General features: G+C 65.2%; 25 protein-coding genes. 12 read left to right on the top strand and 13 right to left on the bottom strand.

Annotation, left to right across the window (positions count from 1 at the left end; genetic code table 11):
* The first annotated feature begins 146 nt into the window (after positions 1 to 146).
* Positions 147 to 1,202 carry an AI-2E family transporter YdiK gene (gene ydiK, locus ABIE08_RS20025; RefSeq protein ID WP_354553625.1) on the top strand — a complete coding sequence of 352 codons (1,056 nt, stop codon included), beginning with the start codon at positions 147 to 149 and terminating at the stop codon, positions 1,200 to 1,202.
* 35 nt (positions 1,203 to 1,237) lie between these two features.
* Here ydiK and ABIE08_RS20030 read toward each other — a convergent pair whose 3' ends face one another.
* From ABIE08_RS20030 to ABIE08_RS20040, 3 genes are read right to left on the bottom strand one after another with little or no spacing between them, the layout of a single operon-like run.
* Positions 1,238 to 1,543, bottom strand: coding sequence for an antibiotic biosynthesis monooxygenase (locus tag ABIE08_RS20030; protein ID WP_354553626.1), 306 nt, complete (start codon positions 1,541 to 1,543; stop codon positions 1,238 to 1,240).
* A gap of 58 nt (positions 1,544 to 1,601) precedes the next feature.
* The gene (gene lsrK / locus ABIE08_RS20035) at positions 1,602 to 3,167 is read right to left on the bottom strand and encodes an autoinducer-2 kinase (RefSeq protein WP_354553627.1); all 1,566 of its coding nucleotides are present in this window, start codon (positions 3,165 to 3,167) and stop codon (positions 1,602 to 1,604) included.
* Positions 3,168 to 3,177: 10 nt separating this feature from the next.
* A complete protein-coding gene (locus ABIE08_RS20040; protein WP_266331189.1) occupies positions 3,178 to 4,125 on the bottom strand; it encodes a sugar-binding transcriptional regulator in 948 nt (315 codons plus the stop codon).
* A 241-nt stretch (positions 4,126 to 4,366) separates the two neighbouring features.
* Here ABIE08_RS20040 and lsrA point away from each other — a divergent pair, with 241 nt between their 5' ends.
* The 6 genes from lsrA to ABIE08_RS20070 all read left to right on the top strand — a co-directional run bounded on the left by lsrA (position 4,367) and on the right by ABIE08_RS20070 (position 11,209).
* Positions 4,367 to 5,863, top strand: a complete 1,497-nt coding sequence (gene lsrA / locus ABIE08_RS20045; RefSeq protein ID WP_354553628.1) for an autoinducer 2 ABC transporter ATP-binding protein LsrA — start codon at positions 4,367 to 4,369, stop codon at positions 5,861 to 5,863.
* Positions 5,856 to 6,899 (top strand): ABC transporter permease subunit, encoded by a 1,044-nt coding sequence (locus ABIE08_RS20050; RefSeq protein ID WP_354553629.1) that lies wholly within the window; start codon positions 5,856 to 5,858, stop codon positions 6,897 to 6,899. The genes lsrA and ABIE08_RS20050 overlap by 8 nt, the downstream gene beginning before the upstream one ends.
* Positions 6,896 to 7,897 carry an ABC transporter permease subunit gene (locus ABIE08_RS20055; RefSeq protein ID WP_354553630.1) on the top strand — a complete coding sequence of 334 codons (1,002 nt, stop codon included), beginning with the start codon at positions 6,896 to 6,898 and terminating at the stop codon, positions 7,895 to 7,897. The genes ABIE08_RS20050 and ABIE08_RS20055 overlap by 4 nt, the downstream gene beginning before the upstream one ends.
* 13 nt (positions 7,898 to 7,910) lie before the next feature.
* Positions 7,911 to 8,942: an autoinducer 2 ABC transporter substrate-binding protein LsrB gene (gene lsrB / locus ABIE08_RS20060; protein WP_354553631.1), complete on the top strand. Its 1,032-nt coding sequence runs from the start codon at positions 7,911 to 7,913 to the stop codon at positions 8,940 to 8,942.
* Positions 8,943 to 9,014: 72 nt separating this feature from the next.
* Complete coding sequence (locus ABIE08_RS20065) at positions 9,015 to 10,262, top strand: class II aldolase (RefSeq protein WP_354553632.1); 1,248 nt, start codon at positions 9,015 to 9,017, stop codon at positions 10,260 to 10,262.
* A 155-nt stretch (positions 10,263 to 10,417) separates the two neighbouring features.
* Entirely contained in the window at positions 10,418 to 11,209 is a 792-nt protein-coding gene (locus ABIE08_RS20070) for an SDR family NAD(P)-dependent oxidoreductase (RefSeq protein WP_354553633.1), read from the top strand.
* 9 nt (positions 11,210 to 11,218) lie between these two features.
* On the opposite strand, the gene ABIE08_RS20075 is transcribed toward ABIE08_RS20070, so the two are convergent.
* From ABIE08_RS20075 to ABIE08_RS20085, 3 genes are read right to left on the bottom strand one after another with little or no spacing between them, the layout of a single operon-like run.
* On the bottom strand, positions 11,219 to 12,439 hold the full coding sequence (locus ABIE08_RS20075; RefSeq protein ID WP_354553634.1) for a cyclopropane-fatty-acyl-phospholipid synthase family protein: 1,221 nt from the start codon (positions 12,437 to 12,439) through the stop codon (positions 11,219 to 11,221).
* Positions 12,426 to 13,235: a DUF1365 domain-containing protein gene (locus tag ABIE08_RS20080; RefSeq protein WP_354553635.1), complete on the bottom strand. Its 810-nt coding sequence runs from the start codon at positions 13,233 to 13,235 to the stop codon at positions 12,426 to 12,428. Before ABIE08_RS20080 ends, ABIE08_RS20075 begins: the two co-directional genes overlap by 14 nt.
* Positions 13,232 to 14,590 (bottom strand): NAD(P)/FAD-dependent oxidoreductase, encoded by a 1,359-nt coding sequence (locus ABIE08_RS20085; protein WP_354553636.1) that lies wholly within the window; start codon positions 14,588 to 14,590, stop codon positions 13,232 to 13,234. Before ABIE08_RS20085 ends, ABIE08_RS20080 begins: the two co-directional genes overlap by 4 nt.
* Before the next feature lie 233 nt (positions 14,591 to 14,823).
* Between ABIE08_RS20085 and ABIE08_RS20090 the strand changes: the two genes are divergently transcribed.
* From ABIE08_RS20090 to ABIE08_RS20100, 3 genes are read left to right on the top strand one after another with little or no spacing between them, the layout of a single operon-like run.
* Positions 14,824 to 15,402 carry a sigma-70 family RNA polymerase sigma factor gene (locus ABIE08_RS20090; RefSeq protein WP_266331199.1) on the top strand — a complete coding sequence of 193 codons (579 nt, stop codon included), beginning with the start codon at positions 14,824 to 14,826 and terminating at the stop codon, positions 15,400 to 15,402.
* Complete coding sequence (locus ABIE08_RS20095) at positions 15,399 to 16,055, top strand: ChrR family anti-sigma-E factor (RefSeq protein WP_354553637.1); 657 nt, start codon at positions 15,399 to 15,401, stop codon at positions 16,053 to 16,055. The genes ABIE08_RS20090 and ABIE08_RS20095 overlap by 4 nt, the downstream gene beginning before the upstream one ends.
* Before the next feature lie 21 nt (positions 16,056 to 16,076).
* Positions 16,077 to 16,493: a DUF2177 family protein gene (locus ABIE08_RS20100; protein WP_354553638.1), complete on the top strand. Its 417-nt coding sequence runs from the start codon at positions 16,077 to 16,079 to the stop codon at positions 16,491 to 16,493.
* Here the strand turns inward: ABIE08_RS20100 and ABIE08_RS20105 are convergent, their stop codons facing one another.
* From ABIE08_RS20105 to ABIE08_RS20115, 3 genes are read right to left on the bottom strand one after another with little or no spacing between them, the layout of a single operon-like run.
* Positions 16,494 to 17,855: an MFS transporter gene (locus ABIE08_RS20105; RefSeq protein WP_354553639.1), complete on the bottom strand. Its 1,362-nt coding sequence runs from the start codon at positions 17,853 to 17,855 to the stop codon at positions 16,494 to 16,496.
* Entirely contained in the window at positions 17,855 to 18,253 is a 399-nt protein-coding gene (locus ABIE08_RS20110; protein WP_354553640.1) for a hypothetical protein, read from the bottom strand. The genes ABIE08_RS20105 and ABIE08_RS20110 overlap by 1 nt, the downstream gene beginning before the upstream one ends.
* 48 nt (positions 18,254 to 18,301) lie before the next feature.
* Complete coding sequence (locus tag ABIE08_RS20115; protein WP_354553641.1) at positions 18,302 to 18,805, bottom strand: DUF3833 family protein; 504 nt, start codon at positions 18,803 to 18,805, stop codon at positions 18,302 to 18,304.
* Positions 18,806 to 19,002: 197 nt separating this feature from the next.
* Here ABIE08_RS20115 and greA point away from each other — a divergent pair, with 197 nt between their 5' ends.
* Positions 19,003 to 19,485, top strand: a complete 483-nt coding sequence (gene greA / locus ABIE08_RS20120; protein ID WP_354553642.1) for a transcription elongation factor GreA — start codon at positions 19,003 to 19,005, stop codon at positions 19,483 to 19,485.
* Positions 19,486 to 19,825: 340 nt separating this feature from the next.
* On the opposite strand, the gene ABIE08_RS20125 is transcribed toward greA, so the two are convergent.
* Both ABIE08_RS20125 and ABIE08_RS20130 read right to left on the bottom strand, forming a co-directional pair.
* Entirely contained in the window at positions 19,826 to 20,221 is a 396-nt protein-coding gene (locus ABIE08_RS20125) for a helix-turn-helix domain-containing protein (protein WP_354554207.1), read from the bottom strand.
* Positions 20,221 to 20,691 (bottom strand): hypothetical protein, encoded by a 471-nt coding sequence (locus ABIE08_RS20130; protein ID WP_354553643.1) that lies wholly within the window; start codon positions 20,689 to 20,691, stop codon positions 20,221 to 20,223. Before ABIE08_RS20130 ends, ABIE08_RS20125 begins: the two co-directional genes overlap by 1 nt.
* Before the next feature lie 548 nt (positions 20,692 to 21,239).
* On the opposite strand from ABIE08_RS20130, the gene ABIE08_RS20135 reads away from it, so the two are divergent.
* The gene (locus ABIE08_RS20135; protein WP_354553644.1) at positions 21,240 to 21,554 is read left to right on the top strand and encodes a hypothetical protein; all 315 of its coding nucleotides are present in this window, start codon (positions 21,240 to 21,242) and stop codon (positions 21,552 to 21,554) included.
* Between the two features lie 123 nt (positions 21,555 to 21,677).
* On the opposite strand, the gene ABIE08_RS20140 is transcribed toward ABIE08_RS20135, so the two are convergent.
* On the bottom strand, positions 21,678 to 22,193 hold the full coding sequence (locus ABIE08_RS20140) for a DUF995 domain-containing protein (RefSeq protein WP_354553645.1): 516 nt from the start codon (positions 22,191 to 22,193) through the stop codon (positions 21,678 to 21,680).
* Positions 22,194 to 22,303: 110 nt separating this feature from the next.
* Positions 22,304 to 23,275 carry a glycoside hydrolase family 26 protein gene (locus ABIE08_RS20145; RefSeq protein ID WP_354553646.1) on the bottom strand — a complete coding sequence of 324 codons (972 nt, stop codon included), beginning with the start codon at positions 23,273 to 23,275 and terminating at the stop codon, positions 22,304 to 22,306.

The raw sequence follows: 23,275 nt of genomic DNA on the forward strand, positions 1-23,275 counted from the left end.
ATGTCGTCGACGCCGTCGCGGTGGTTCATGCCGCGATCCTGCGCATGCAGGCCATCCTGCTACCCGTGCAGACGCTGGTCTTCGGCGGCCACTGATGGGACGACGCCGCGCGGTGCCGTACAAGCAAGGTCAAGGGGCGGAAAGCGATGATCCGGGAACACCAGGACCTCACGCGGATCACGCTGGCGGTCCTGTTCATCGGCGGCATTCTGGTCACCTGCATCTGGGTGATGCTGCCCTTCCTGCCTGCCATCATCTGGGCCACCACCCTGGTGATCGCCACCTGGCCCCTGATGCTGTGGGTCCAGCGCCATACCGGCAACCGGCGCGGCCTGGCCGCGCTGATCATGACGCTCGTCTTGCTGCTGATCCTGATCGTGCCGTTCTGGCTCGCCCTCAGCGCCGTCGTCGCCAACACGGACGAGATTCGCGAGCTGATCCGAACTGTCCTGTCCCTGCGCCTGCCGCCGCCACCGGCCTGGCTGGCCGAGCTTCCGCTCCTTGGCGCGCGCGCGAGCGAGGCCTGGGCGACCCTGTCGTCCGACCGGCTGGAGGCTCTGGCACCTAAACTGGCTCCCTATACCGGTGCGATAACCCAGTGGGTCGCATCCACGGCGGGAAGCCTGGGCTCGATGTTCGTCCACTTCCTGCTCACCACGGTGATCGCCGCCCTGATGTATCTGAGCGGGGAAAAGGCGGCCCGGCAGGTCATTCGCTTCGGCCGCCGCCTGGCGGGCGACCGCGGCGAGATGGCGGTACGGCTCGGCGCCCAGGCGATCCGGAGCGTGGCGCTGGGCGTCGTCGTGACCGCGATTACCCAGAGCGCCATCGCCTGCATCGGGCTTCTGGTCGTGGGCATCCCCTTCGCCGCCATCCTGACGGCAATGATCTTCCTGCTATGCCTGATCCAACTCGGCCCCGGGCTCGTCATGGTGCCCGCCGTGGCGTGGATGTACTATTCCGGCAATGCCGTCTGGGCGACGGTGCTGCTGGCTTTCACGCTGGTCGCCGGTACCATCGATCAGCTGGTGCGCCCGATCCTGATCCGGCGCGGCGCCGATCTGCCGGTCCTGCTGATCCTCGCCGGCGTGATCGGCGGCCTGATTGCGTTCGGCATGCTCGGCATCTTCATCGGGCCGACGGTCCTGGGCGTCGGCTACACGCTGCTCAACGCCTGGATCAGCGAGAGCGAGCCTGGCTGACGGTACAGCCAGGAAGAGGCTTGCAGTCCCCGATGCTAGTCCGCAAGAAAGTCCGCCATTTCGGCGTTGTAGAAGACCTTGGTGCGGGGGCCGGTCTGGATCGGCTCGAGCAGGCTGACGCACTTCTGATAGTGCGGCGTGCGGCGGTGTTCCTCGAGGGCGGCTTCCGACTTGAAGACCTCGTAGATCAGGAACTTGTTGCCATCGTCAGGATCGCGCAGCACGTCGAAGCGCAGATTGCCCGGCTCCTGGCGCGTGCCTTCATAATTGATGCGGAAGGCCTCGATGAAATCATCGGCATGGCCCGGCTTGACCCTGATGGTCACCATCTGGATGAGCATAGTCACTCCTTTGCAAAGAGATTGGCGCGGCGCCGGAAGCGCGGCGAAGGTTGGAAGCTCAGAGGCCGGGGGCCTTCCACATCGAGGTGGTGACGCCCTCGTCGACGAGCTGGAGCTGCAGCGCATAGGCGCGCGCCCACCGTTCGCCGGCCTCGTCGTAGATCGCCTTGTGGCCGAGATCCGGCTCAAAATGCCGGTCCCAGCGCACCCAGGTCTCGGCGGTCGAAACGAAGTCCCGCTGCAGGCCGGCGCCGATCGCGGCGGCGGCGGCGCAGCCGAGGGCGGTGGCTTCCTTCACCACCGGCGTCACCACCGGCAGGCCGGTCGCGCTCGACAGGATCTGCGCCCAATGGGCCGACTTGGCCGCACCGGCGGCGAAGACGATCTGCTTCGGGGTCACGCCGGACAGCTTGAAGATCGCGGAAAGGTTGCGCGCCGCAACGATCGCGGCGTTTTCCTGCAGGGCGCGGAAGATCGCGGCCTTGCCGGACTTTTCCGGATCGATCGAGAGGTTCAGCAGCGACGGCGCCGCGTGGTACCACTTGCCGTAATGCATCACGTCCGAGAATACCGGGATGATGCCGTAGGCACCGGGCGGGATATGCGCCGACTGCGCCTCCAGCATTGTATAGGCATCGCCACCCGTCGAGGCCGCCTCCGCCATCTCCGCCGCGCCAAAACTGTCGCGGAACCAGCGCATCACGATGCCGACAAAAAAGCTGATCGCTTCCGCCTGGTTGAGGCCGGCGACGACATGCGGGTTGATGCGAAGATCCATTGACGGGTCGGTCAGCGTCTGGTCGACATTGACGATCTGCTGCCAGAAAGTGCCGCCCAGCACCGCGCAATCGCCCTTGTTGACGACGCCGAGCCCGGCCGTGCCGATCTGGCAATCGCCGCCACCGGCAACGACCTTCGTGCCGGCCTGAAGGCCCGTCGCCTCGGCCGCCGCGGCCGTGACATGGCCGATCACCGTGCCGGACTCGACCGTCTCGGGGAAGATGTCGTCGCGCATGCCGGCCCAGCGCATCGCCTCCGGCATCCAGTTGCGCGCGCGCAGATCGAGCAGGCCCGTCGTGCCGGCATTGGAGGGCTCGCTGACGAGTACGCCGGAAAGCCGGGCGAGGACCCAGTCGGACAGCATGCTGATTCGGTGCATGCGGTCATAGACGTCCGGCAGGTTGCGCTTCAGCCAGAGCAGGCGCGGCAGGGCGCCGAGCGCAAAGGTCTGGCCGCTATGCTGATAAAGCCGGGCCTCGAGTTCGGGAAAGGCCAGCTTCAGTTCGCGCACTTCGCTGTTGGAGCGGCTGTCGACATTGGCGCAGGCCCAGATCTCCCGGCCGTCGGAATCATAGACCACCAGCGCCTCGCGCATGCTGGTGGCGCTGACGGCGGCGATGTCGCCGGCCGAGATGCCGGCGCTGGCGATCGCCTGGCGGATGGCGCGGGCGAGATGGGCCCAGTTGCCCTCGACATCGAAATCCATCGAGCCTTGGAAGCGCGGATCGGGCTTGTGCCACCATTCGTGCTGGGCGGCCGCGATCTGGTTGCCGGCCGCGTCGAAGACGACCGCGCGGCCGCTTCCCGTCCCGGCGTCGACCGCCAGAAGATATGTTCCCGCCATAGCCCTCTCCCTAATCCTTCAGGTCCATCAGACCCAGCGCCGTCGTTTCATCCGTGATCAGGATGCCGACGAACTTGCCCTTGAGCGCGGCATGGATGGCCGGCACCTTTTCGAGCCCGCCGGCGGCGGCCACGACCTTCTCGGCGCGCGACAGCGCGGCGAGCTTCACGCCGATGACGCGGTCGTGCAGCTGCAGGTCGAGCACTTCGCCCTTGTCGTTGAAGAACTGGCAGAGGATGTCGCCGACCGCGCCCTTGCGGCGCAGCGGCTCGACCTCGTCCGGCGTCACATAGCCGGAGCGCACCACGGTCGAGGTGCCAGAGAGCTCGCCGATCCCGACCAGCTGGTAGGACGCGTTCAGTGCCATGTCGAGCAGATTGGCGACCGCCGGCTCCGAGGACAGGTTCTTCGCGACGTCCGGGTCGCGCACCACGAGCGGGGCCGGCACCAGATGGACGCTGCTGCCCCAGTTCGCGGTGCGCATGCCATCGACATAGGTGCCGACGCCGCCGGTCAGGCTGACCAGGCCGATATTGCGCTCATTGGCGAGATGGCCGAGGCGCTGGATGGCGTTGCTGACGGTGGCGCCCCAGCCGACCGCAAGCAGGTCGTCAGGCTGCAGCCGCTGCATCAGGAACTGCGCCGCCGCCTGGCCCAGCCGGTCGCTGGCGCTCTGCTCGGGGAGTTCCGGCACGACATAGGCCTCGAGCAGGCCATAGCGGGCCTTGATCTCGCGCTCCAGCGACAGGCAGCCCTGGTAGCGCGAATTGATCCGGACCTGGATGATGCCGGACCGTCGGCCGCTTTCCAGCAGGCGCGACACCTTGATCCGCGACATGGCGAGCTTTTCGCCGATCTCGTTCTGCGTCAGGCCGTCATTGTAATAGTACCAGGCAATGCGCGTGAGGATCTCCTCGTCGGCATCGCCATAGCTCCACTCGTTGCTTTCCAAGGCCATGCGCCGAGCACCCTCCCCGCGATTTGTGATCATATCGATATCGTAAAAACATTTGATCCGTCAACAGGACAGGCTCCGCTTGTCCCGGAGATCGAGCGCAACCGTGAGAACTCCACCGAAATCGCAATATTGCAGCGCAATATTGCCCATCACGTTCCCAAGCCTCCGATCTGACCATATTGACGCCCTTCGAATCTTGTGATCACTTGCGAGACACAAGAGACATCTGAACAGGTGCGGAATGACTGCGGACACAGCGGCCGGGAGGGCTGCACAGCTCACCGGCATATGGAAATCCTACGGTCCCGTTCCGGTCCTGAAGGGGGTTTCGCTCGCCTTGCAAAAGGGCGAGGTGCACGCGCTGCTGGGCGGCAACGGCGCCGGCAAGTCCACGCTGATGAAGATCATGTCCGGCCTGGTCCCGGCCAATGCCGGTTCAATCGAGATCAACGGCGAGACGCTGACGCATGCGTCCCCCGCCCTCGCCCAGCAGCTCGGCCTGTATCTGGTGCCCCAGGAAGCGCATATCCTCGGCAACCAGTCCGTGCTCGAGAACATCTGCCTGGGCTTGCGTCCCTCCCCGCGCGCCCTGCGCAAGCGGGTCGAGCAGCTGATCGCCGAACTCGCCGTCACCCTCGACCTCGACGCACAGGCCGCCACCCTGGAGATCGCCGAGCGCCAGATCGTCGAGATCTTGCGCGGCCTGATCCGCGACGCGCGCGTGCTGATCCTGGACGAGCCGACTTCGGCGCTGACGCCGTTCGAGGTGCACGCCCTTTTCCAGCGCGTCCGCAAGCTTCAGGCCCAGGGCGTCGGCATCTTCTTCATCTCGCACAAGCTGCGCGAGATCCGCGAGATCTGCGGCACGATCAGCGTGCTGCGCGACGGCGCGGTGGTGCTGAGCGGCCCGCTCGACGGCTATAGCGACGCCGAAATCATCGATGCGATGAGCCGGGTTGCCACCGGCGCCGCCCCTCTGGCGGCCACCCGATCCGGCAGCGATCGCGGCCCGGTTCGCCTCGCGGTGCGCAAGCTGAGCGGCGAAGGGTTTCGCGACATCAGCCTCGAGGTCCGCGCTGGCGAAGTGCTGGGGCTTGCCGGCGTGGTCGGGGCCGGCCGCACGGAATTTTCCGAGACGCTGTTCGGCCTGCGCCGCCAGAGCGCCGGCTCCGTCACGCTGGACGGCGTCGCGCTTACCAGCCGCTCGCCGCGTCGTTGCATCGATGCCGGGCTGGTCTATCTGCCGGAAGACCGGCAGCAGAACGGCCTGTTCCTGGAGGCGCCGCTCTACTGGAACGCCTCGTCCTATCTGATCCACCGCCTGCCCTTCCTGCTCCGCCCCGCCCGTGAGCGCAGCCTCTTCAATGGTTTTCGCCAGAGCATGGGCATCAAGTGCACCGGCCCCGGCCAATCGGCCAAGGCACTCTCGGGCGGCAACCAGCAAAAGGTGCTGATGGCGAAGTGCCTGTCGGCCAAGCCGAAGGTGCTCGTCCTGGACGAGCCCACCCGCGGCGTCGACGTCGCGGCGCGCAACGACATCTACGCCCTGATCCGCCAGCTCGCGGCCGAGGGCGTCGCCGTCATCCTGATCTCGTCCGATTTCGACGAGATCGAACTCCTGGCCGATCGGGTGGTCGTCATGGCCTTCGGCCAGCTCGGCGGCGAATTGACCGAAAACATCAGCGTCGACGCGATTGCCCGCCTGGCATTCGGCGCGGGGGAACAGGCCCATGCTTAATCTCGTCGCGCGCAACCGCGTCCTCATGCTGCTGGCGGTGATGGCGGCGGCTTGCCTCGCCCTCGGCTTCGCCGCGCCCGGCTATCTCTCGGCCGCCACCGCCTCGGTGATCCTGTCCAACAGCCTCGTACTGCTGCTGATCTCGCTCGGCACCATGCTGGTGATCCTGACCCGCAACATCGACGTTTCCAGCGGCTCGATCCTCGGCCTCAGCGCCGCGACGCTCGGCCTGTCGCTCAATGCCGGCGCCAGCCTGCCGCTGGCGATCGCGCTCTGCATCCTGACCGGCGTCGTCGCGGGCGCCGTCAACGGCCTGCTCGTCGCCTATCTCCGCATCCCCTCGATCGTCGCAACGCTCGGCACGCTCGGCCTCTATCGCGGCATCATGCTGATCCAGACCGGCGGCCGCTGGATCGAGGACCTGCCGCAGGGTCTGAAGGCGCTGGCCGGCGGCATCGGCTTCGGCGTCTCGATCCTGACCGTCACCGTACTCGCCCTCTTCGCGCTCGCCTGGATCTTCCTCCGGCGCACCCGCTTTGGCCGCTATTTCTATGCGGTCGGCGACAACCGCGACGCCGCCCATCATCTGGGCGTGCCGGTCCGACGGGTGCAGTTCACCGCCTTCGTCGCCTCGGGCGCCTGCGCTGCGATCGCCGGGCTGATCTTCGCGGCGCAGATCGGCTTCATCCCCAACCAGGCCGGCAATGGCGTCGAGCTGAAGGCGATCGCCGTCAACGTGCTCGGCGGCGTCAGCCTGCTCGGCGGCAGCGGCTCGGTCGCCGGCGTCTTCACCGCCGCGATCTTCCTGACCTCGATCGATAGCGCGCTGGTGTTCCTGAAGATCCCGGCCTTCTGGAACGACTTCATCGCCGGCGCGATCCTGCTGACCGTGCTGCTGCTCGACGGACGCATCCGCCTGCTGATCGACCGGCGCATCCGCGCCCGCCGCTACGCCGTGCATGACCGCACGCCGCCAATCGGCGAGGCGCCCGGCAACCATGCCGACAAGACCCTGCTGGCGGAGGCAAGCCGATGAAAAACGTACTCTTCCGCTGGGAAGCGGCGCTCTTCCTGATGCTCGTCGTCGAGCTCGCCATTTTCGGCTTCGTCAATCCGCGCTTCCTCAATGTCGGAAATCTAATCTACGGCACGTCGGATTTCGTGCAGATCGGCATCGTCGCGCTGCCGCTGACCCTCGTCATCATCGCCGGCGGCATCGACGTCTCGTTCGCCTCGACTATAGGCCTCTGCGCCATCGTCTTCGGCGTCTCGAATTTCTTCGGCGTGCCGCTGCCGCTGGCGATCGGGCTGGCGCTCGTCGCCGGCGCGCTGGCCGGGCTTCTCAACGCCACCGTCATCCATCTGTCGAAGATCCAGCCGCTCGTCGTCACGCTGGGCAGCCTCTATCTGTTCCAGGGCGCCGCCACGGTGCTGTCGGGCGTCGTCGGCGCCGGCGGCTATGAGGGCATCGGCAACTTTCCGGCCAGCTTCACCTCCTTCGGCTATGCCGAGATCCTGGGCCTGCCGGCGCCGCTCGCGGTGTTCCTTGCGCTCGCCGCCGTTCTGATCGTGCTACTGCATTTCACCCGCTTCGGCCGCGCCGTGTTCCTGATCGGCCAGTCGGCGGAGGCCGCGCGCTATTCCGGCCTGTCGGTCGGGACGACCCAGACCATCACCTACGTCATCACCGGCGTCTGCGCGGCGATCGCGGGCCTCGTCATGTCGGCCTATTTCGGCTCGGCGCGCGTCGATCTCGGCGCCGCGACGCTGCTGCCGGCCGTCACCGCAGCGGTGCTCGGCGGCGCCTCGATCTATGGCGGCCAGGGCTCGATCCTCGGCACGCTGCTCGCGACATTCGTCATCGGCTATCTGCAGCAGGGTCTGCAGGCGAGCGGTGTCCCAAGCCAGATATCCAGCGCGCTTTCGGGAGGTTTGCTGGTTGCGGCGGTCGCATTGCGCCACGGAAGCGCGCTGCTGGCCGATTTTATCGCTGTCGCCCGACAGAAACGAAACGATCGGGCGACGGCCTTTTGAGGAGGAAACGAAAATGACGATGAAATTCCTGAAGTCCGGACTGATGGCGGCAACGCTGCTCGCAGGCACCATGCTCGCCTCGGGCGCGGCGCAGGCCGAATCCCAGATCGCCTTCATTCCGAAGCTTGTCGGCGTCGGCTTCTTCACCAGCGGCGGCGCCGGTGCGGTCAAGGCCGGCGAGGAAGTGGGCGCCAAGGTCACCTATGACGGCCCGACCGAGCCGAGCGTCTCGGCGCAGGTGCAGTTCATCAACAACTACGTCAACCAGGGCTACAATGCGATCATCGTGTCGTCGGTCTCGCCCGACGGTCTCTGCCCGGCCCTGAAGCGCGCCATGGAGCGCGACGTTCTGGTCATGACGTGGGACAGCGACGTCAATCCGGATTGCCGCAGCTACTACATCAACCAGGGCACCCCGGATCAGCTCGGCGGCCTGCTGGTCGACATGGCGGCGGAAGGCGTGACCAAGGAGAAGGCCAAGGTCGCGTTCTTCTATTCGAGCCCGACCGTGACCGACCAGAACGCCTGGGCGGAAGCCGCCAAGGCCAAGATCGCCAAGGAACATCCGGGCTGGGAGATCGTCACCACCCAGTACGGCTACAATGATGCGCAGAAGTCGCTGCAGACCGCCGAGAGCATCCTGCAGACCTATCCCGACCTCGACATCATCATCGCGCCGGACGCCAACGCCCTGCCGGCTGCCGCCCAGGCCGCGGAAAACCTGAAGCGCGCCGACGGCGTCAACATCGTCGGCTTCTCGACGCCCAACGTCATGCGCCCCTATGTCGAGCGCGGCACGATCAAGCGCTTCGGCCTCTGGGACGTCACCCAGCAGGGCAAGATCTCGGTCCATGTCGCCGAGCACGTGCTGAAGAACGGCAAGATGAAGGTCGGCGACAAGCTCGAAATCCCGGGCGTCGGCACCATCGAAGTCTCCCCGAACAGCGTCCAGGGCTATGACTACGAAGCCGAAGGCAACGGCATCATCCTGCTGCCGGAGCGGACCGTGTTCACCAAGGAAAACATCGGCAAGTTCGACTTCTAATTCACGAAACCCATGCGGGCGGCTCCATGCGGGCCGCCCGCTCCATTTCTCCAGAACAACGGATCCAGACCCATGCAAAGCCGCTGGAACGGCGACGAGGCCAATCGTTTCATCCAGGCAGCGCTTGACGCCGGCCAGAGCGAGGCCCTCGGCCTTCGCATCTATACCTCGCGCATCATCGGCCAGGATCCCGATCTCGTCCTGCATGGCGGCGGCAACACCTCGGCCAAGGTGACCGACGCCGACGGCAACGAAATCATGCACATCAAGGGCAGCGGCTGGGATCTCGACACGATCGAGGCGCCGGGCCTGCCGGCGGTTCGGATGGAGCCGCTGATCGCCGCGCGCGATGGCGGCAAGCTCTCCGATCCCGAAATGGTCGCGCTGCTGCGCTCTGCCCTGCTCGACCCGGCCTCGCCCAACCCGTCGGTCGAGGCGCTCCTGCACGCCTTCCTGCCCTTCCGCTTCGTCGACCATACGCACGCGACCGCTGCGCTGGCGCTGGCCAACCAGCCCGACATGCGCGAGACCGTGCAACGCGTCTATGGCGACCGCCTCGCCTGGGTTCCCTATGTCATGCCCGGCTTCGACCTCTCGATCGAGGGCGACAAGGTCTATCGCGACCACCCGGGCTGCGAGGGCCTCTGGCTCGAGAACCACGGCCTGTTCAGCTTCGCCGACACTGCCGAAGCCTCCTATGAACTGATGATCGAGTTCGCGACGATGGCCGAGCAGGAACTGGCCCGCGCCGGCGTCACGCTGGAAGGCCCGCAGCAGAGCGACCGCGACGCCGACCCGGCGCTGGTGGAACGGCTCACCGCTGCCCTCACCCGTCCCGGCTCGCCCTTCGCCAAGGGACTTTCGCTCGACTACCGTTCGACGCCGGCGATCCGCCGTCACGTCTCCAAGCCGGAAGTCGCGGACATCGCCTTGCGCGGCACCGTCACGCCCGACCACGTCATCCGCATCAAGCCGTTCCCGCTGATCCTCGATGCCGACGCCTCCGAGGCCGATATCGACCAGGCGTTGGCCGACTATATCGAGCGCTACACCGCCTATTTCGAGCGCAACGCCGCCAAGGCGTCGGAACCGAAGACGATGCTCGACGCCTATCCGCGCGTTGTGCTGGTCCGCGGCGAGGGCATGTTCGGTCTCGGCAACAATGCCAAGTCGGCCAGGATCGCCGGCGACCTGATCGAGCAGTCGACGCGCGTCATGAACGCCGCCGAGGCCTATGGCCGCTTCACGCCAATCTCCGAGCCCGACCTGTTCGACATGGAATACTGGTCGCTGGAGCAGGCCAAGCTGAAGTCGGCCTGACCGGCGCGGGCGGGGTCCGCCCCGCCCGGCTCACCGAGGCGAGTTCGGCTCGGAAGGCGCGCAATAGCGGCAATTCGTGTCGGTCCGAAAACCAGTTATCGACTTGGTCCGTAAGAAGCGAAGGGGGCTGACGCTGACCTCGCGAGGAAACGACCATGCCGATCACGACGACGCCTGACCACCCGAGCGCGACCCGGGCCCCATCCGGCCGCGTCGCCTGGGTCACCGGCGCCGGCTCCGGCATCGGCCGGGCCCTGGCGCGGCGCCTGGCGCAGGAAGGCTGGAACGTCGCCATCAGCGCCCGGACCGTGCAGGACCTGGAGACGCTGGCCGACGAAATGCCGGACCGGCTGCACCCCTTTCCGCTCGACGTCACCGACGCGGCGGCCAGCGACGATACGGTGGCCCAGATCGAGGATCGCCTGGGTCCGATCGATCTCGCCGTGCTCAATGCCGGCACCTATCGCCGCGACGCCGTCTACTCGTTCGATCTCGCGGCATTTCGCCGGACCGTCGACGTCAACCTGATGGGCACCGTGCATTGCCTGGCGCCGCTAATGCGGGGAATGGTGGCACGGCAGGCGGGGCACATCGCCGTCGTGTCCTCTGTTGTCGGATATGTCGGCCTGCCAGGCGCGATGGCCTATGGCGCGACCAAGGCGGCCCTGATCAACATGTGCGAAGCGCTCTATCCGCAATTGTCCGGCCGTCAGGTCCGCCTCAGCGTCATCAATCCCGGCTTTGTCGACACCCCGCTCACGCAGCAGAACGACTTTCCCATGCCGTTCCTGATCTCCGTCGACGCGGCGGTCGATCACATCATGGCCGGGCTGAAGTCCCGGCGCTTCGAGATCGCCTTCCCGTGGAAGATGGTGCTGTCGCTGAAACTGCTCGCCCTGCTGCCGTCGCGGCTATTCTTCGCCATCACCCGCAAGATGGTCCGCTGAAGCGCCCTGCTATTGCGGGCGCTGCAGCAGGAACTGGCCGACATCGATCTTGCCGGAGCGGAAGCCGACGGCGCAGTATTGCAGATAATAGCGCCACATCCGCTTGAATGGCGCGTCGAAGCCCTGCGCCTCGATGCGGTGCCAGGCCGCCGAAAAGGCCTGGTCCCAGATCAGCAGCGTTTTCTCATAGTCGCGGCCGAAGAATTCAGAACCCACGAGGTCGAGCTTCGCGGCGGAGACGCCGGCCGCGAAGGCGGTCCGCGACGGCAACATGCCGCCGGGAAAGATGTAGGTCTGGATGAAGTCGGCGTTGCGCCGGTAATCGTCGAAGCTGGCCTCGGCGATGGTGATGACCTGCAGCATGGCGCGGCCACCGGGCCTCAGCAGCGTCCGCACCGCGTCGAAATAGGTCGGCCAGTTTTCCTCGCCCACCGCTTCGAACATCTCGATCGAGACGATCTTGTCGAACTGGCCGGCGCAATCGCGATAGTCCTCGAGCCGGATCTCGACCCGATCGGCAAGCCCCGCCGCCGCGATGCGCTCGCGGGCGAATTTCGCCTGCTCCTGCGACAGCGTCAGGCAGGTGATGCGGCACCCGGTTTCGCGCGCCGCGAACTCGGCGAAGCCGCCCCAGCCGCAGCCGATTTCCAGCACATGGTCGCTTTCGCCAAGCGCGAGCTCACGAACGACGCGGGCATATTTTGCGCGCTGGGCATCCGCCAGCGATTGCTCGGGGCTGGTGAAGATCGCCGAGGAATAGGTCATCGTCTCGTCGAGCCACTGGCGATAGAAATCATTGCCGAGATCGTAGTGGAAGGCGATGTTGCGGCGGCTGCCGGCGCGGGTATTGGCGCGAAGCCGGTGACGGAGATAGGCGAGGATCCGGCCAAGCCCCGGCGCATGCAGCACCGATTGCAGCGCCTGCTCGTTGACGAGGCCAAGCTCCAGCAGTGCGCCGAGATCGGCCGTGTCCCAATCGCCGTCGATATAGCCGCGCGCGAGCCCCAGATCGCCGCCGCTGGCGATCCGCCACAACAGCCGGCCCCGGCGAACGTGGAGGTTGGCGGAGGGCCCGGGCAGAACGCCCCGGACCGTGTGGCTGGCGCCGTCGGGAAAGCGGATCGTCAATTCGCCCGCGACGATCCGATCGGCCCAGCCCCGAAGGACGCGCGACCAGAGCGGCGTGAGGAAGCCCCCGGCCGGGAATGCCTTGTCTTCAACGTGGCTCATGGGCTGTCGCATCCTCGAAGCGGGTCGTAACGATGGTGCTGGCAACGGGCCGGTCGGCGGCCTGGTGACGGTGAATGGGAACGCCCTTCCACCAGAGGCGCAGTGCCTCCCAATGGATCCCGGCCGTCACCTTGAGGGTCATCAGCGGGTAGCGCAGCAGCGCGCCGAGCAGGGACCGGTCGGTCATCGGCTGGCGCGTTCCGGCAAAGGAGGCGACGAGCAAGGGGCCATCGGCATCCGACTCGTCGATCCGCACCAGGATGGCCTCGCCGGGCGGCTCGATATGGAAGCGATAGAAGCAGGCCATCGGCAGGAAGGGAGATACGTAGAGCTCCTTCGGGCAGCCATGCCGGATCGGACCGGGCTCGTCGCCTGAAACGGCGATGACATAGGTGTGGCGCTCGCCGAAGGTGTTGCAGACCTCGTAGAGAATGGCGCGCAATGTGCCATCGGGCGCATAGCAGAAATAGACGGTCAGCGGATTGAAGACATAGCCGAGGATGCGCGGATAGCAGAGCACGCGAAGGCTCATGCCCGCCTCGAAGCATCCGGCTTCGACCAGCCGCGCCTCGACCCAGGCGCGCAGCCCCCCGGTCTCGCCATCGCCATGGTCCTTGTCCCAGAAGCTGAGCACGGCGCGACGGTTATAGCCAAACAGCCGGGACGTCGCGCTGAACGTAGCCAGTTCATCCAGATCGAGCAGCAGCGAAAAGACGCGGTAATGCAGCTTGTGCCGGCGCGGTCGGAAGCGGGCATGCATCACGTCGCCGAGATAGAGGGCGGAATGGCCGCTCATTCGGCCGCCTCGCGTTGCGGCGCCAGCACGATCCGTCCGGATTCGTCTCCGACCGTCCAGGGCCGGCGAAGGCCCGACAGATCCTCGGCCGCGGCGAGTCCGGCCTGCAGGCCATCCTCGTGGAAGCCGTAGCCGAAATAGGCGCCGCAGAACCAGGTGTTGCGCTGCCCCTGCAGCCGCCAGAGCTGCTGCTGTGCGTCGAGCGCCGGCTGGTCGAACAGCGGGTGGGTATATTGGAAGCTCTGGATGACCTTGGCCGGATCGATCGCGCGCGTCGGGTTGAGCGTGACGAACAGGGGATGCCGGCTGTCGAGATTTTGCAGGCGGTTCATCCAGTAGGTCACGCAGAGCGGCTGCGCGCCCTCCTGCTGGGGTTCGCCGATGTAGTTCCAGCTCGACCAGACGCGCCGGCGCTTCGGCATCAGCGTTTCGTCCGAATGCAGCACGGCCAGATTGTCGGTGTAGCGGAAGGCGCCGAGTACGGAGCGTTCCTGCGCGTCGGCATCGCCAAGCAGGCGCAAGGCCTGGTCGGCATGGGTCGCGACCACGACATCGCTGAAGCTCTCAGTATGGCCCGAGGCATCGGTGATGAGGACGCGGTCGTTCTCGCGCGTGATCCGGCTGACCGGGGTATTCAGGCGGATTCCATCGGCGAACGCCGCGCTCAGCCGCTCGACATAGGCACGGCTGCCGCCCTGAACGGTGCGCCAGAGCGGGCGGTCGACGAGGTTAAGCAAACCATGGCTGGCGAAGAAACGGACGAAGGCCAGCAGCGGATAATCGCGCATCTCGCGCGCCGTCATCGACCAGATCGCGGCCCCCATCGGCAGCAGGTGATCTTCGATGAAAGCCGGCGAATAATGGTGGCCGTCGAGATAGGCGCCAAGCGTCAGCCCGTCGAGGTCGGTGCGCGGCAGCAGGAGCGGCGCCTCGCGGTAGAAGCGCAGGATGTCGCGCATCATCCGCCAGAAGCGGGGCCGCACCACATTGCCGCGCTGGCCGATCAGCCCGTTGAGGCCGGAGCCCGAATATTCGAGCCGGCCGCCATCGAGCGACGCCGCGAACGACATTTCCGACGCTGCCGTCTCGACGCCGATCTCCTTGAACAGGGCGACGAGGTTCGGATAGTTGCGCTCATTATAGACGATGAAGCCGGTATCGACCGGGATCGAACCGTTCGCGGTGGGGACCACCACCGTGTTGGAATGGCCGCCAAGCCGGGCATCGCTTTCGTAAAGCGTGACGCTCATGGTCCGGCTGAGCAGCCAGGCGGCGGACAGGCCGGAAATTCCCGAACCGACCACGGCGACGTGGCGCGCGGTATCCGGCTGGTGGCCCTTGGCTTCAATATGCACGTTCTACCTTCCCGCGCCGATCTGGTTCCTGCTTGCTGATACGGGCCGAAAGACGTTCTGGATCCATCGGCGGCAAAAAATCGCCGGCGGGTGATCCGCTCGCCGGAGCCGCGCGTAGAAGCTGCATGAACGCGCTCATTTCCATTGCCGCTTCGCCATGGCAGAAACGATCCAGGACGGTGGTGCCCCGGCACCGCGTCGGATCGCTAGATCGCAGGTTGGGAATGGTTGAAATGCGCCGTCCGACGGAGAGCGACGCGACGCCGAGCATGGCGGCTCTGCTGGTCGCGGTCGGCGCGCGCCGCGATGTCGAGGCGTTCGAGGCGCTATTCCGGCATTTCGCGCCGCGCGTGAAGGCCTATATGGCGCGCCTGGCCGGCGACAGTCACCTGGCCGAGGAACTGATGCAGGAAACCATGGTCGCGGTCTGGAACAAGGCGGATCGTTTCGATCCGGCCAAGGGCGCCGCCTCGACCTGGATCTTCACCATCGCGCGCAATCTGCGCATCGACGCGTTCCGGCGCGACAATCGCCCGGATTTCGACCCGAACGATCCGGCCTTCGTCCAGGACGATGTCGCGCCCGCCGACGAGATGTTCGAGTCGCAGGAAGTCTCGGCCCAGTTGCACCTGGCGATGGCCTCGCTGCCGGAGGAGCAGGTGGCGCTGCTCAAGCTCGCCTTCTTCGAGGACCGCTCGCACAGCGCCATCGCGACCAGCCTCAACATGCCGCTCGGCACGGTCAAATCGCGACTGCGCCTTGCCTTTGCCAAGCTGCGCGCCGCGCTCGATCGCAATGGAGACGCGTCGTGACCATCCGCCATCATCTAAGCGACGACCTCCTCGTCAGCTACGCCGCCGGCAGCCTCGCCGAAGGCTGGAGCCTGGCCGTCGCGACCCATCTGGCGCTCTGCCCCGAATGCCGGAAACGCCTGACCCTGGCCGAGGACATAGGCGGCGAATTGCTGGATGCGACGGAAGCATCGGAAGACGTCACGTCGTCCTGGGAAGCGGTCCGCCGGCGCCTGGCCGAGCCGGTTGCGGCCGAGGCCCCGCGCGTCGCGTCCGGCGGACGACGCGAAGGCGGGTTGCCGGAGCCGCTGCGCTCCTATCTCGGCGGCGATATCGACACGCTGCGCTGGCGCTCGCTCGGGCGCGGCGCCTACCAGATCCGCATCCCGACCGCCGACAGCGAGACCCAGGTCCGCCTGCTGCGGATCCCGGCCGGCAAGCCGGTGCCGGAGCATGGCCATGGCGGCCGCGAATTGACCCTCGTGCTGACGGGTAGCTTCGCCGATGGCGACGACCTTTTCGCGCGGGGCGACATCGAGGATGCCGATGCCAGCCTGACGCACCAACCGATCGCGACACCCGGCGAGGACTGCATTTGCCTTGCCGTTACCGACGCGCCGCTTCGCTTCCGCAGCTGGATCGTCCGCGCCATCCAGCCCATCCTGGGCATCTGATCCAACCTGAGAGCATCCCCCATGCTAAACTTCGCCATTGCCTATGCCGGCACCGCGCTGGTGTTCTTCGGGCTGGATTTCGTCTGGCTCTCCAGCGTGGCCTCCAGCTTCTACAAGAGCCGGATCGGCGAGCTTCTGCTGGCGCAGCCCAATCTCGGCGTCGCCGGATTGTTCTATCTCGTCTATGTCGCCGGCCTCGTGCATTTCGCGGTCATGCCCGCGGTCCAGACGGGAAGCTGGGTCACGGCGCTGCTGAACGGCGCGCTGCTCGGACTGGTGGCCTATGGCACCTATGACATGACCAATCTCTCGACGCTGAAGAACTGGTCGGTCTCGGTCAGCATCGTCGACATGGCCTGGGGCGTGACGCTGAGCGCCGTCGCCGCCACATGTGGCTATCTGGTCACCACCTGGATGGCGACGCGCAGCGGCGGCTGATCAGACGAGCGGCCCCACCGGCGCGCTCGCCTCGATGCGGGCGCGCAACTCCGTCTGCGCCGTCTCACCGAGCGGAAAGTTCCACATGATGGCGATCGCCGCCAGCTTCGGCAGGATCGGCAGCCACGCATAGAGCATCGTCAGCGTGTCGAGCGCGAAGGCGGGCACCACGGCGTCACTTCCCGGTACGAAGCCCGACCAGGCGAGGATCGGAAAGACGAGACCGACGCCCAGCGCCAGCGACAGCTTGGTCGCCAGCCCCCAGGCGGCGAAATAGACACCGGTGCGCTGCTCGCCCGAAAGCGCCGTGTCGCAATCGATGACATCGGCCTGGATCGCCGGCGGCAGGGCCAGATCGAAGCCGAGCAGCACGCCGGTCAGCGCACAGATCACGGCGAAGGCGGCGATGTCGCCGGTCCCCAGAAATCCCGAAAAGAAGAACACGACGCAGGCAAGCAGCATGGCGCCACACCAGCTGCGGTGCTTGCCGAACCGCGCCGCCACCCAGACCGCGATCGGCACGCCGAGGATGCCGCAGAGAAAATAGCCGAACAGCAAGGGGCCGCGCAGCGCCTCGGCGCCGAGGCGCTCGGACACGAAATAGAGGAACAGCGTCGCGGGGATCGCATTGGCGAAGCCGTTGAGCAGGAAGGCGGCGACCAGCCGAAGGAAGGGCCGGTTGCGGCCGAGATAGCGCAGGCTGTCGAGGAGAGGGAGCCGAGACCGCGACCGGTTGGCGGGCTCGTGAACCACGCCCACCGCAAGGAAGCCGAAGGCCGGCAGCGCAAGGAGCGTCAGCACCGCGACGGCGGCCATGCCGTGGAACCCGTCGATCGCCTCCATGCCGACGGCGAAGGGCAGCACGATAGCCACCAGCGTGCCAAGCAGCGTCGCGCCTTCGCGAAACGCCGAGACGACGGAACGGCCGCGATAATCGGTCGAGAGCTCCGCGCCCCAGGCGGTATAGGGCAGCAGCGTCACGGTATAGCCGATCGAAAGCAGGATGCCCCAGAAGGCGAGGTATCCGGTTCCGGCCGTGCTGGGCGGCCAGAACACCATGAAGGCCGAGAGCGCCGTCAGGGGTAGCGACAGGACGAAGACCGTGCGCCGGCGCCCGAAGGTCGGCGACACCCTGTCCGACAGCCAGCCGATCACCGGATCGCTCGCGGCGTCAAACAGGCGGATTAGGAGGAGCACCGTTCCGATCGCCGCCAGCGACAGGCCGAGATGGTCGGCATAGAAGGTCGGCACGATGACATAGAGCGGCAGCGCGATCGCCGCGAGCGGCACGGCCGGCAAGGCATAGGCGAGAAGCGTCGCGCGCCGGGGGGTTTTGTCCTGCGCTTCCGGAGCCGGCGCCACTAGGGTCCGATCCGCGCGGTTCCCGACGCGCCATCGTCGCGCAGCCAGGTGATCTTGCCGCCGCCGAGCGATGTGATCTTGAAGCAGAACTGCCGGCCGTCATACCAGCTCGGCCATTTCTGGCAGAGCGAATTGCCGGAGATCCACCAGCGCCCTTCCTCGCGCGGCGCCAGCATCCGGGCCGCCGAAATCCCCGAGACATCGCCGACCACGACGCCATTCTCGCGATAGTAAAGCGGCAGCGCGATGCCGAACGGCGTGCTGAGGCGGACCTTCTCGCCGCCGATCAACTGCCGGATTTCCGGCCCGCTGAGTTCGGCCGCCTTGGCGGGCATGGCGGTCGCGCATCCGGCAAGAACGATGGCAAGCGAGAGCTTTCGGGTGGAGGGAACGGGCATGATGAGGTCGTCTCCCCTGTGCGTTAGTGAGCGTCGCGCGGCGACGCGTCAGCGGCTGAATTCGACGCGGGTCTTGGCGACGGGCAGGCCGAACTTGGTGATCGTGGCGTTGTTGATCAGCCGGCCATCGTCCTGCAGCACCATCGTGTCGTGGAAGCGGACGCGGTTGCGCTTTCGCGCCGCGTCGAGATCGACCAGATAGGTGAAGCGCGCCGTATTGCCGGTGACCGTCACCAGCGTGTCGCCGACGACGTCCTCGCGCGTGCCGCGATACTGGTTCGGTGTGATCTTGCGGAAGCGCCAGGTCTTGCGGTCCCGCTCGCCGTCGGAATAAACGAAGTCTTCGACCAGCGTCAGCGTCCGGCCGTTCCATTGGCCCCGCAGAGCGACGGTGAAGTCGCGCTTCACGCCGTTGATCGCCTTGAAGCTGCCAACCGCCGACGTCTTGCCGGCGAAATAGCGCTCCAGGGAAAGATCGCGGGCCGTCGCGGGCAGGATGCCCAGGAGCGTCACAAGTGCCATGGCCGCCAGGCCTGCCGTTCTGCTGTTCATTCCACCCTCCTCCGATGCCGTCCGTGCTGCTTATACGGGGCGGAGCGACGGCTGGATCAGCGCCGGGCGCGCTGACCTTTCGGGGCGTCAGTGAAGGTCCAGCGCCGCCGCTGGGACGAGCCTTTCGATTTATTGCAGCTTTGTCGATCGCTGTGGGTTATCCGACTGTCCGGCTTTCGACAGGGAGATTCCGTCCGTTGAGCGTTGCATTCACCAAGGAGGAAAGTGCCGAGACGGCTTCGGAAACGATCCTGCCGGCTCGCCCGATCTCCAATCGCATCAACCTGGTCACCGAGTCGGGTCTCGCCAGGCTGCAGGAAGAGCTGGCCCTCGCCCGTCAGGCGCTCGACGCCGCCAATCTCTTGGAGGACGTGAACGAGAGGCGGCGGCAATCGGCGGTTCCGCTCCGGGACATCCGGTATTTTGCCGAACGCGTCCGCACGGCCCAGCTGATGCCCGCGCCAACATCCAGCGACGTCGTCGCATTCGGCCACACGGTCACGTTCGAGCGCGACGACGGCCGCACGCAGACCTTCCGCATTGTCGGCGAAGACGAGGCCGACCCGTCGCGAGCCACCCTCTCGCACGGCTCCCCGGTCGCGCTCGCCCTGATGGGCAAGGCCGTCGGCGACGTCGTCCGCTTCGGCCCGAGCGAACTCGAGATAATGGCGATCGCGTAGCGATCGCTGGAGGATGAACTCCATCGCCGATCGAACTCTTCGCCGTGCGCAACGCTCTTTAGGATGCACCTAGCCCAAGTGTCTTCCGCGCTCGACCGGGATCCCCGAACCAATCTTAAATGTCGGAACGTTTGCGGTCGCCCAACCGGCTTTTTCCGCCTCTTTCGGGGCGGAAAGTCGCTCGAGCATCGTCTGCCGCCTGCCGGTCGCGCCATTCCTGGTCGAGCCCCTGACGAACTCGGTGCCGACTAGGAAAATCGCCATCCGGATCGGAACATCAACGATGACAGATCCGCTCGCAGCCGCGATGGACTCGACCTCTCCTAAGAGAATTGCGCGATTATCGTAGTTCGAGAGTTCGCAACAAGGCCTCGAACGAGGCATCGTCAATCGACTTGGATGAAGAATTCATATGTATATCTGAGGCCGTCGGCAGCTTCCGCACGGTGCTCGGACTATATCCAAAATGCTGGGTAAACGCCCGGCTGAAATTGGCAGAAGAGTCGAATCCAATGGCTATCGCTATATCCGAAATCTTGCGGAATTCCGACGCATCTGCCAACATTGCATGGGCAGCAACCAAGCGCCTTTCCCGGATATATTTCTGTACCCCGCCTAGTCCTTCAAACATTTCGTAGAGTCGGGTGCGCGATATTGCCAGTTCCCGGCCCACGAGCTCTGGGCAGAGGTCGGCCGACAAGAGATGGCTGCGAATGAACCGGCGCGCGCGCGTCATCAGCCGGTGTTGGAACACGGATCCTTCTCGCTGTTCGGGCCGACTAAATGGGACACGGTATTAAAGACGATCTCGATCAGGGAAGCCCTCACACTAGCGAGATCATTCAGGGTTAGCCGGCCGAGGCTTTCCTCGACGCTTGAGATGAATTCGATGAGCAGCCTGGCCCGTTGACCGCCGAGAACAGCGTGGTTGGCCGCCTCGGGCAAGCCTCCGCGGTCGGAGAAAGTATCGACTGGAATGACAAGGGAAACGGAAGTCGTTGCGAGCGCGCGCCCCCGGCAAGGTTGGCCGAGCGAGCGGATGGCGATCATGCCCGGCTTGTTCTCGGCAACACGCCCATCGACTGCGGTCCAGGTGCTGCCGATCCGAAGCAACGTTATCAGCCAATGGTCGATCGGGCTGAAGCGCACCTTTTCCTGGGATCTTTCATATCGGAAGGCCGAGGCGGATTGTTGGATGAAAAGCATACCGCCAAGATTCCAGCATGTCTGTGATGCTCGGAATCCGCCCTCGACAACGACACCGTCGGGTAGGCGAACATCCACAAGCGGCGACAGATGCTCTTGCCAAGCAGGGAACTGGAGCGCTGCGGGTAACTGTTCCGTGGTGAAATACCGGGGAATCAGGGCCGAGGGCCTATTCTCATCCTCTCCTAGCGGGGCCATTGCGACGCGTGGTAGCAATCGGCGTTCGACAAATTCGAACTGAGAGTATGTATCCTTGTGCCCAGTAGATGCCACGGCCATACCCTGCAAAGTCTAGCGAAGAACCTAGGTGGAGAATTCCCCTTTTTCAAGTTTTGACCCTAGACCGATTCAGGTTTTACATCTGTGACCGACGCCACAGGGGCGACATGGGACGACAGCTACTGCAAGTAAGAGGCAGCGAGACGCTTGCTGTCTTGGCCTAAAGCACAGGTTCGGTATTGATGAAAATTCTAACCGTTTCTCGGCATGATTCTTAGCGGGGGACCGATAGGAGTCCGCACCAGATCCCAAATCTGGAGGATGCCCCTGTGAGATACGTCGAACGGCTTCAGCACTTGCGTCGTACGAGCCTGAACTGGCTGGCGATAGCCGCCACCGGAATTGCCTTATCCCTGTCGCTGCAAGGGCAGGCCCAGGCCGAGCAGGCCCGGAAGAAGAGCGGTGACGTGCGGACGGTCTACCTCACCAAGTATCGGGTCAACGGCGAGGTCCGCTACAACAAGGGAGGTGCCGGCAAGATCCGGAGCATATCTGCCGCTGCCTATCGCCGTGGCACGCCCTATGTCTGCACACCCAGCGGCTTCGGCCAGCAGTCACGCTGCTACCGCCGCGATTTCTTCTGAGCGGACCATTTTGGACGCGCAGCAAGGGTGTGTCCTCTCGACAGATTCCCGTCTCGGAAACAGCCGGCGCTTCTGGGGAGAGAACGGGGCGGATTGCTTCGCCCCGTTGGCGTACTTAAATTCTCAGGAACCAGCCTGTAGGCGTGCCAGCGGCTTGCTCACCCGGTCACCTGGAGCAAGCTTCCGTACCTCGTCACCGACACGGACGGGATTGTGCTGAAACACGTACCAAGATCCGCCGAGGGCCGGCTTCTGGTAGATCACGCCGTCTTTTTCGCGATGCAGGAAGCATGTGACGTTATTGGAGTAGCCGGTCCTGTAGTACCAGACAGCCGGCATGCAGAGCTTGCCACTGTTGTTGACCTGCCAGCGACCCTTGCCATACGACCAGGCATCGCCTTTCTGCGACCAGCCGGTGAAGCGGTGGCGGTCGCTGGAAAAATAGCCGCCGCCGTCTTTCCACTTCCACGTCTTGCCGGAATAGAGCGCTTCCAACGCCTGAGCACTCATCGGCGTCGCGGCAATAGCGAGTTTTGCCGTTACGTCGTCCGTCTTGGATGCCGGGGCAGCGCTTGCACCTGCGACGAGGAGCGTGGACAAAGCCGCACCCATAATGGTGAATTGGATAATAGGAGACATTTTTCTTTCCTATTCATCTCTGAGCGAATCCAGGGAGACGAAGCGGTCGTCCAAAGCCAAATGGGCATTCCATTCGGCATTAAAGGTGGCCGCGACTAGAGGACTGCAAGCTAGTCCAGCGGCTCGGATGGTGCGGGCCAGTTCAGCGGATGATTGGCGACACGCCAATCCGGCCGACCGACTCCGCGGGGCCACGGATAGACTTCACGATCATTGAAGTAGACAACCGCCGTCATGGCCGGGAATTCGGCATGCGGACGGTTGGCTTCGAGGGCCCAGCCGCGGACATAGTCATCCTTGCCCTCATAGCCGAGCTCGGCGATGGCGATGGGTTTGCCGAACCCCTTCACGCGATCGTATCCCGGCTTGGTCCGCTCGACGAAGGTTGTGTCGCGCCCGGTAGTCAGTTGGTCGTAAGGCTGGTATCCGAAGACCGAAAGACCGATGGAGTCGACATAGTTGTTGCCAGGATAGTAGGCCTCGAGACCTTCATCGCCTCGAGGCGACCACATAAACTGGGCAGTTGGAAACTCCTTGCGACACACATCCACCACATGGCGATAGGCCTTGATGTAGTCGTCCGGCTTCCAGTACGACCACGTGAACTGCCCGGACTTGTCGTCCATTTCCTGCGCCCAGCGAATTGTCACAGAGCTCTTCAACTCTGACGCGGCGGAGCAGGCCGAAGACATATTCGAATCATAGCGCCCCGCCAGGATGCCTCGCAGCAGATCATCCGGCGTTACACGCCAGTCTCTGGCCCATGACCAGGGCTCGACGGTGATCAGCAATGAGCGTCCACGCTGGCTGGCGTACTGATCAGCCATGGCCAGCGTCTCGAGATCGACGTCTTCCCAGGGCAGGAAGACATGCTCGATCTTCGAGTTAGAATCGTTGGCATAGTCACCATGCGGATCATAGGCGCCGGGGGTTACTGACGGCGTGGCGATGACGGGCCGCTTGTCCTGAAACTGGCTGCGGTTGTCGACATTGGCGCCGGCAACTCCGCTGGCAGCATGGAGGGTGCCGGGGAAAGCCGCCCCGGACAGCAAAATGGCGGCTATCAAAAATCTTGACTGCAT

The sequence above is a fragment of the Kaistia defluvii genome (assembly GCF_040548815.1).
Taxonomy (GTDB): Bacteria; Pseudomonadota; Alphaproteobacteria; order Rhizobiales; family Kaistiaceae; genus Kaistia; species Kaistia defluvii_A.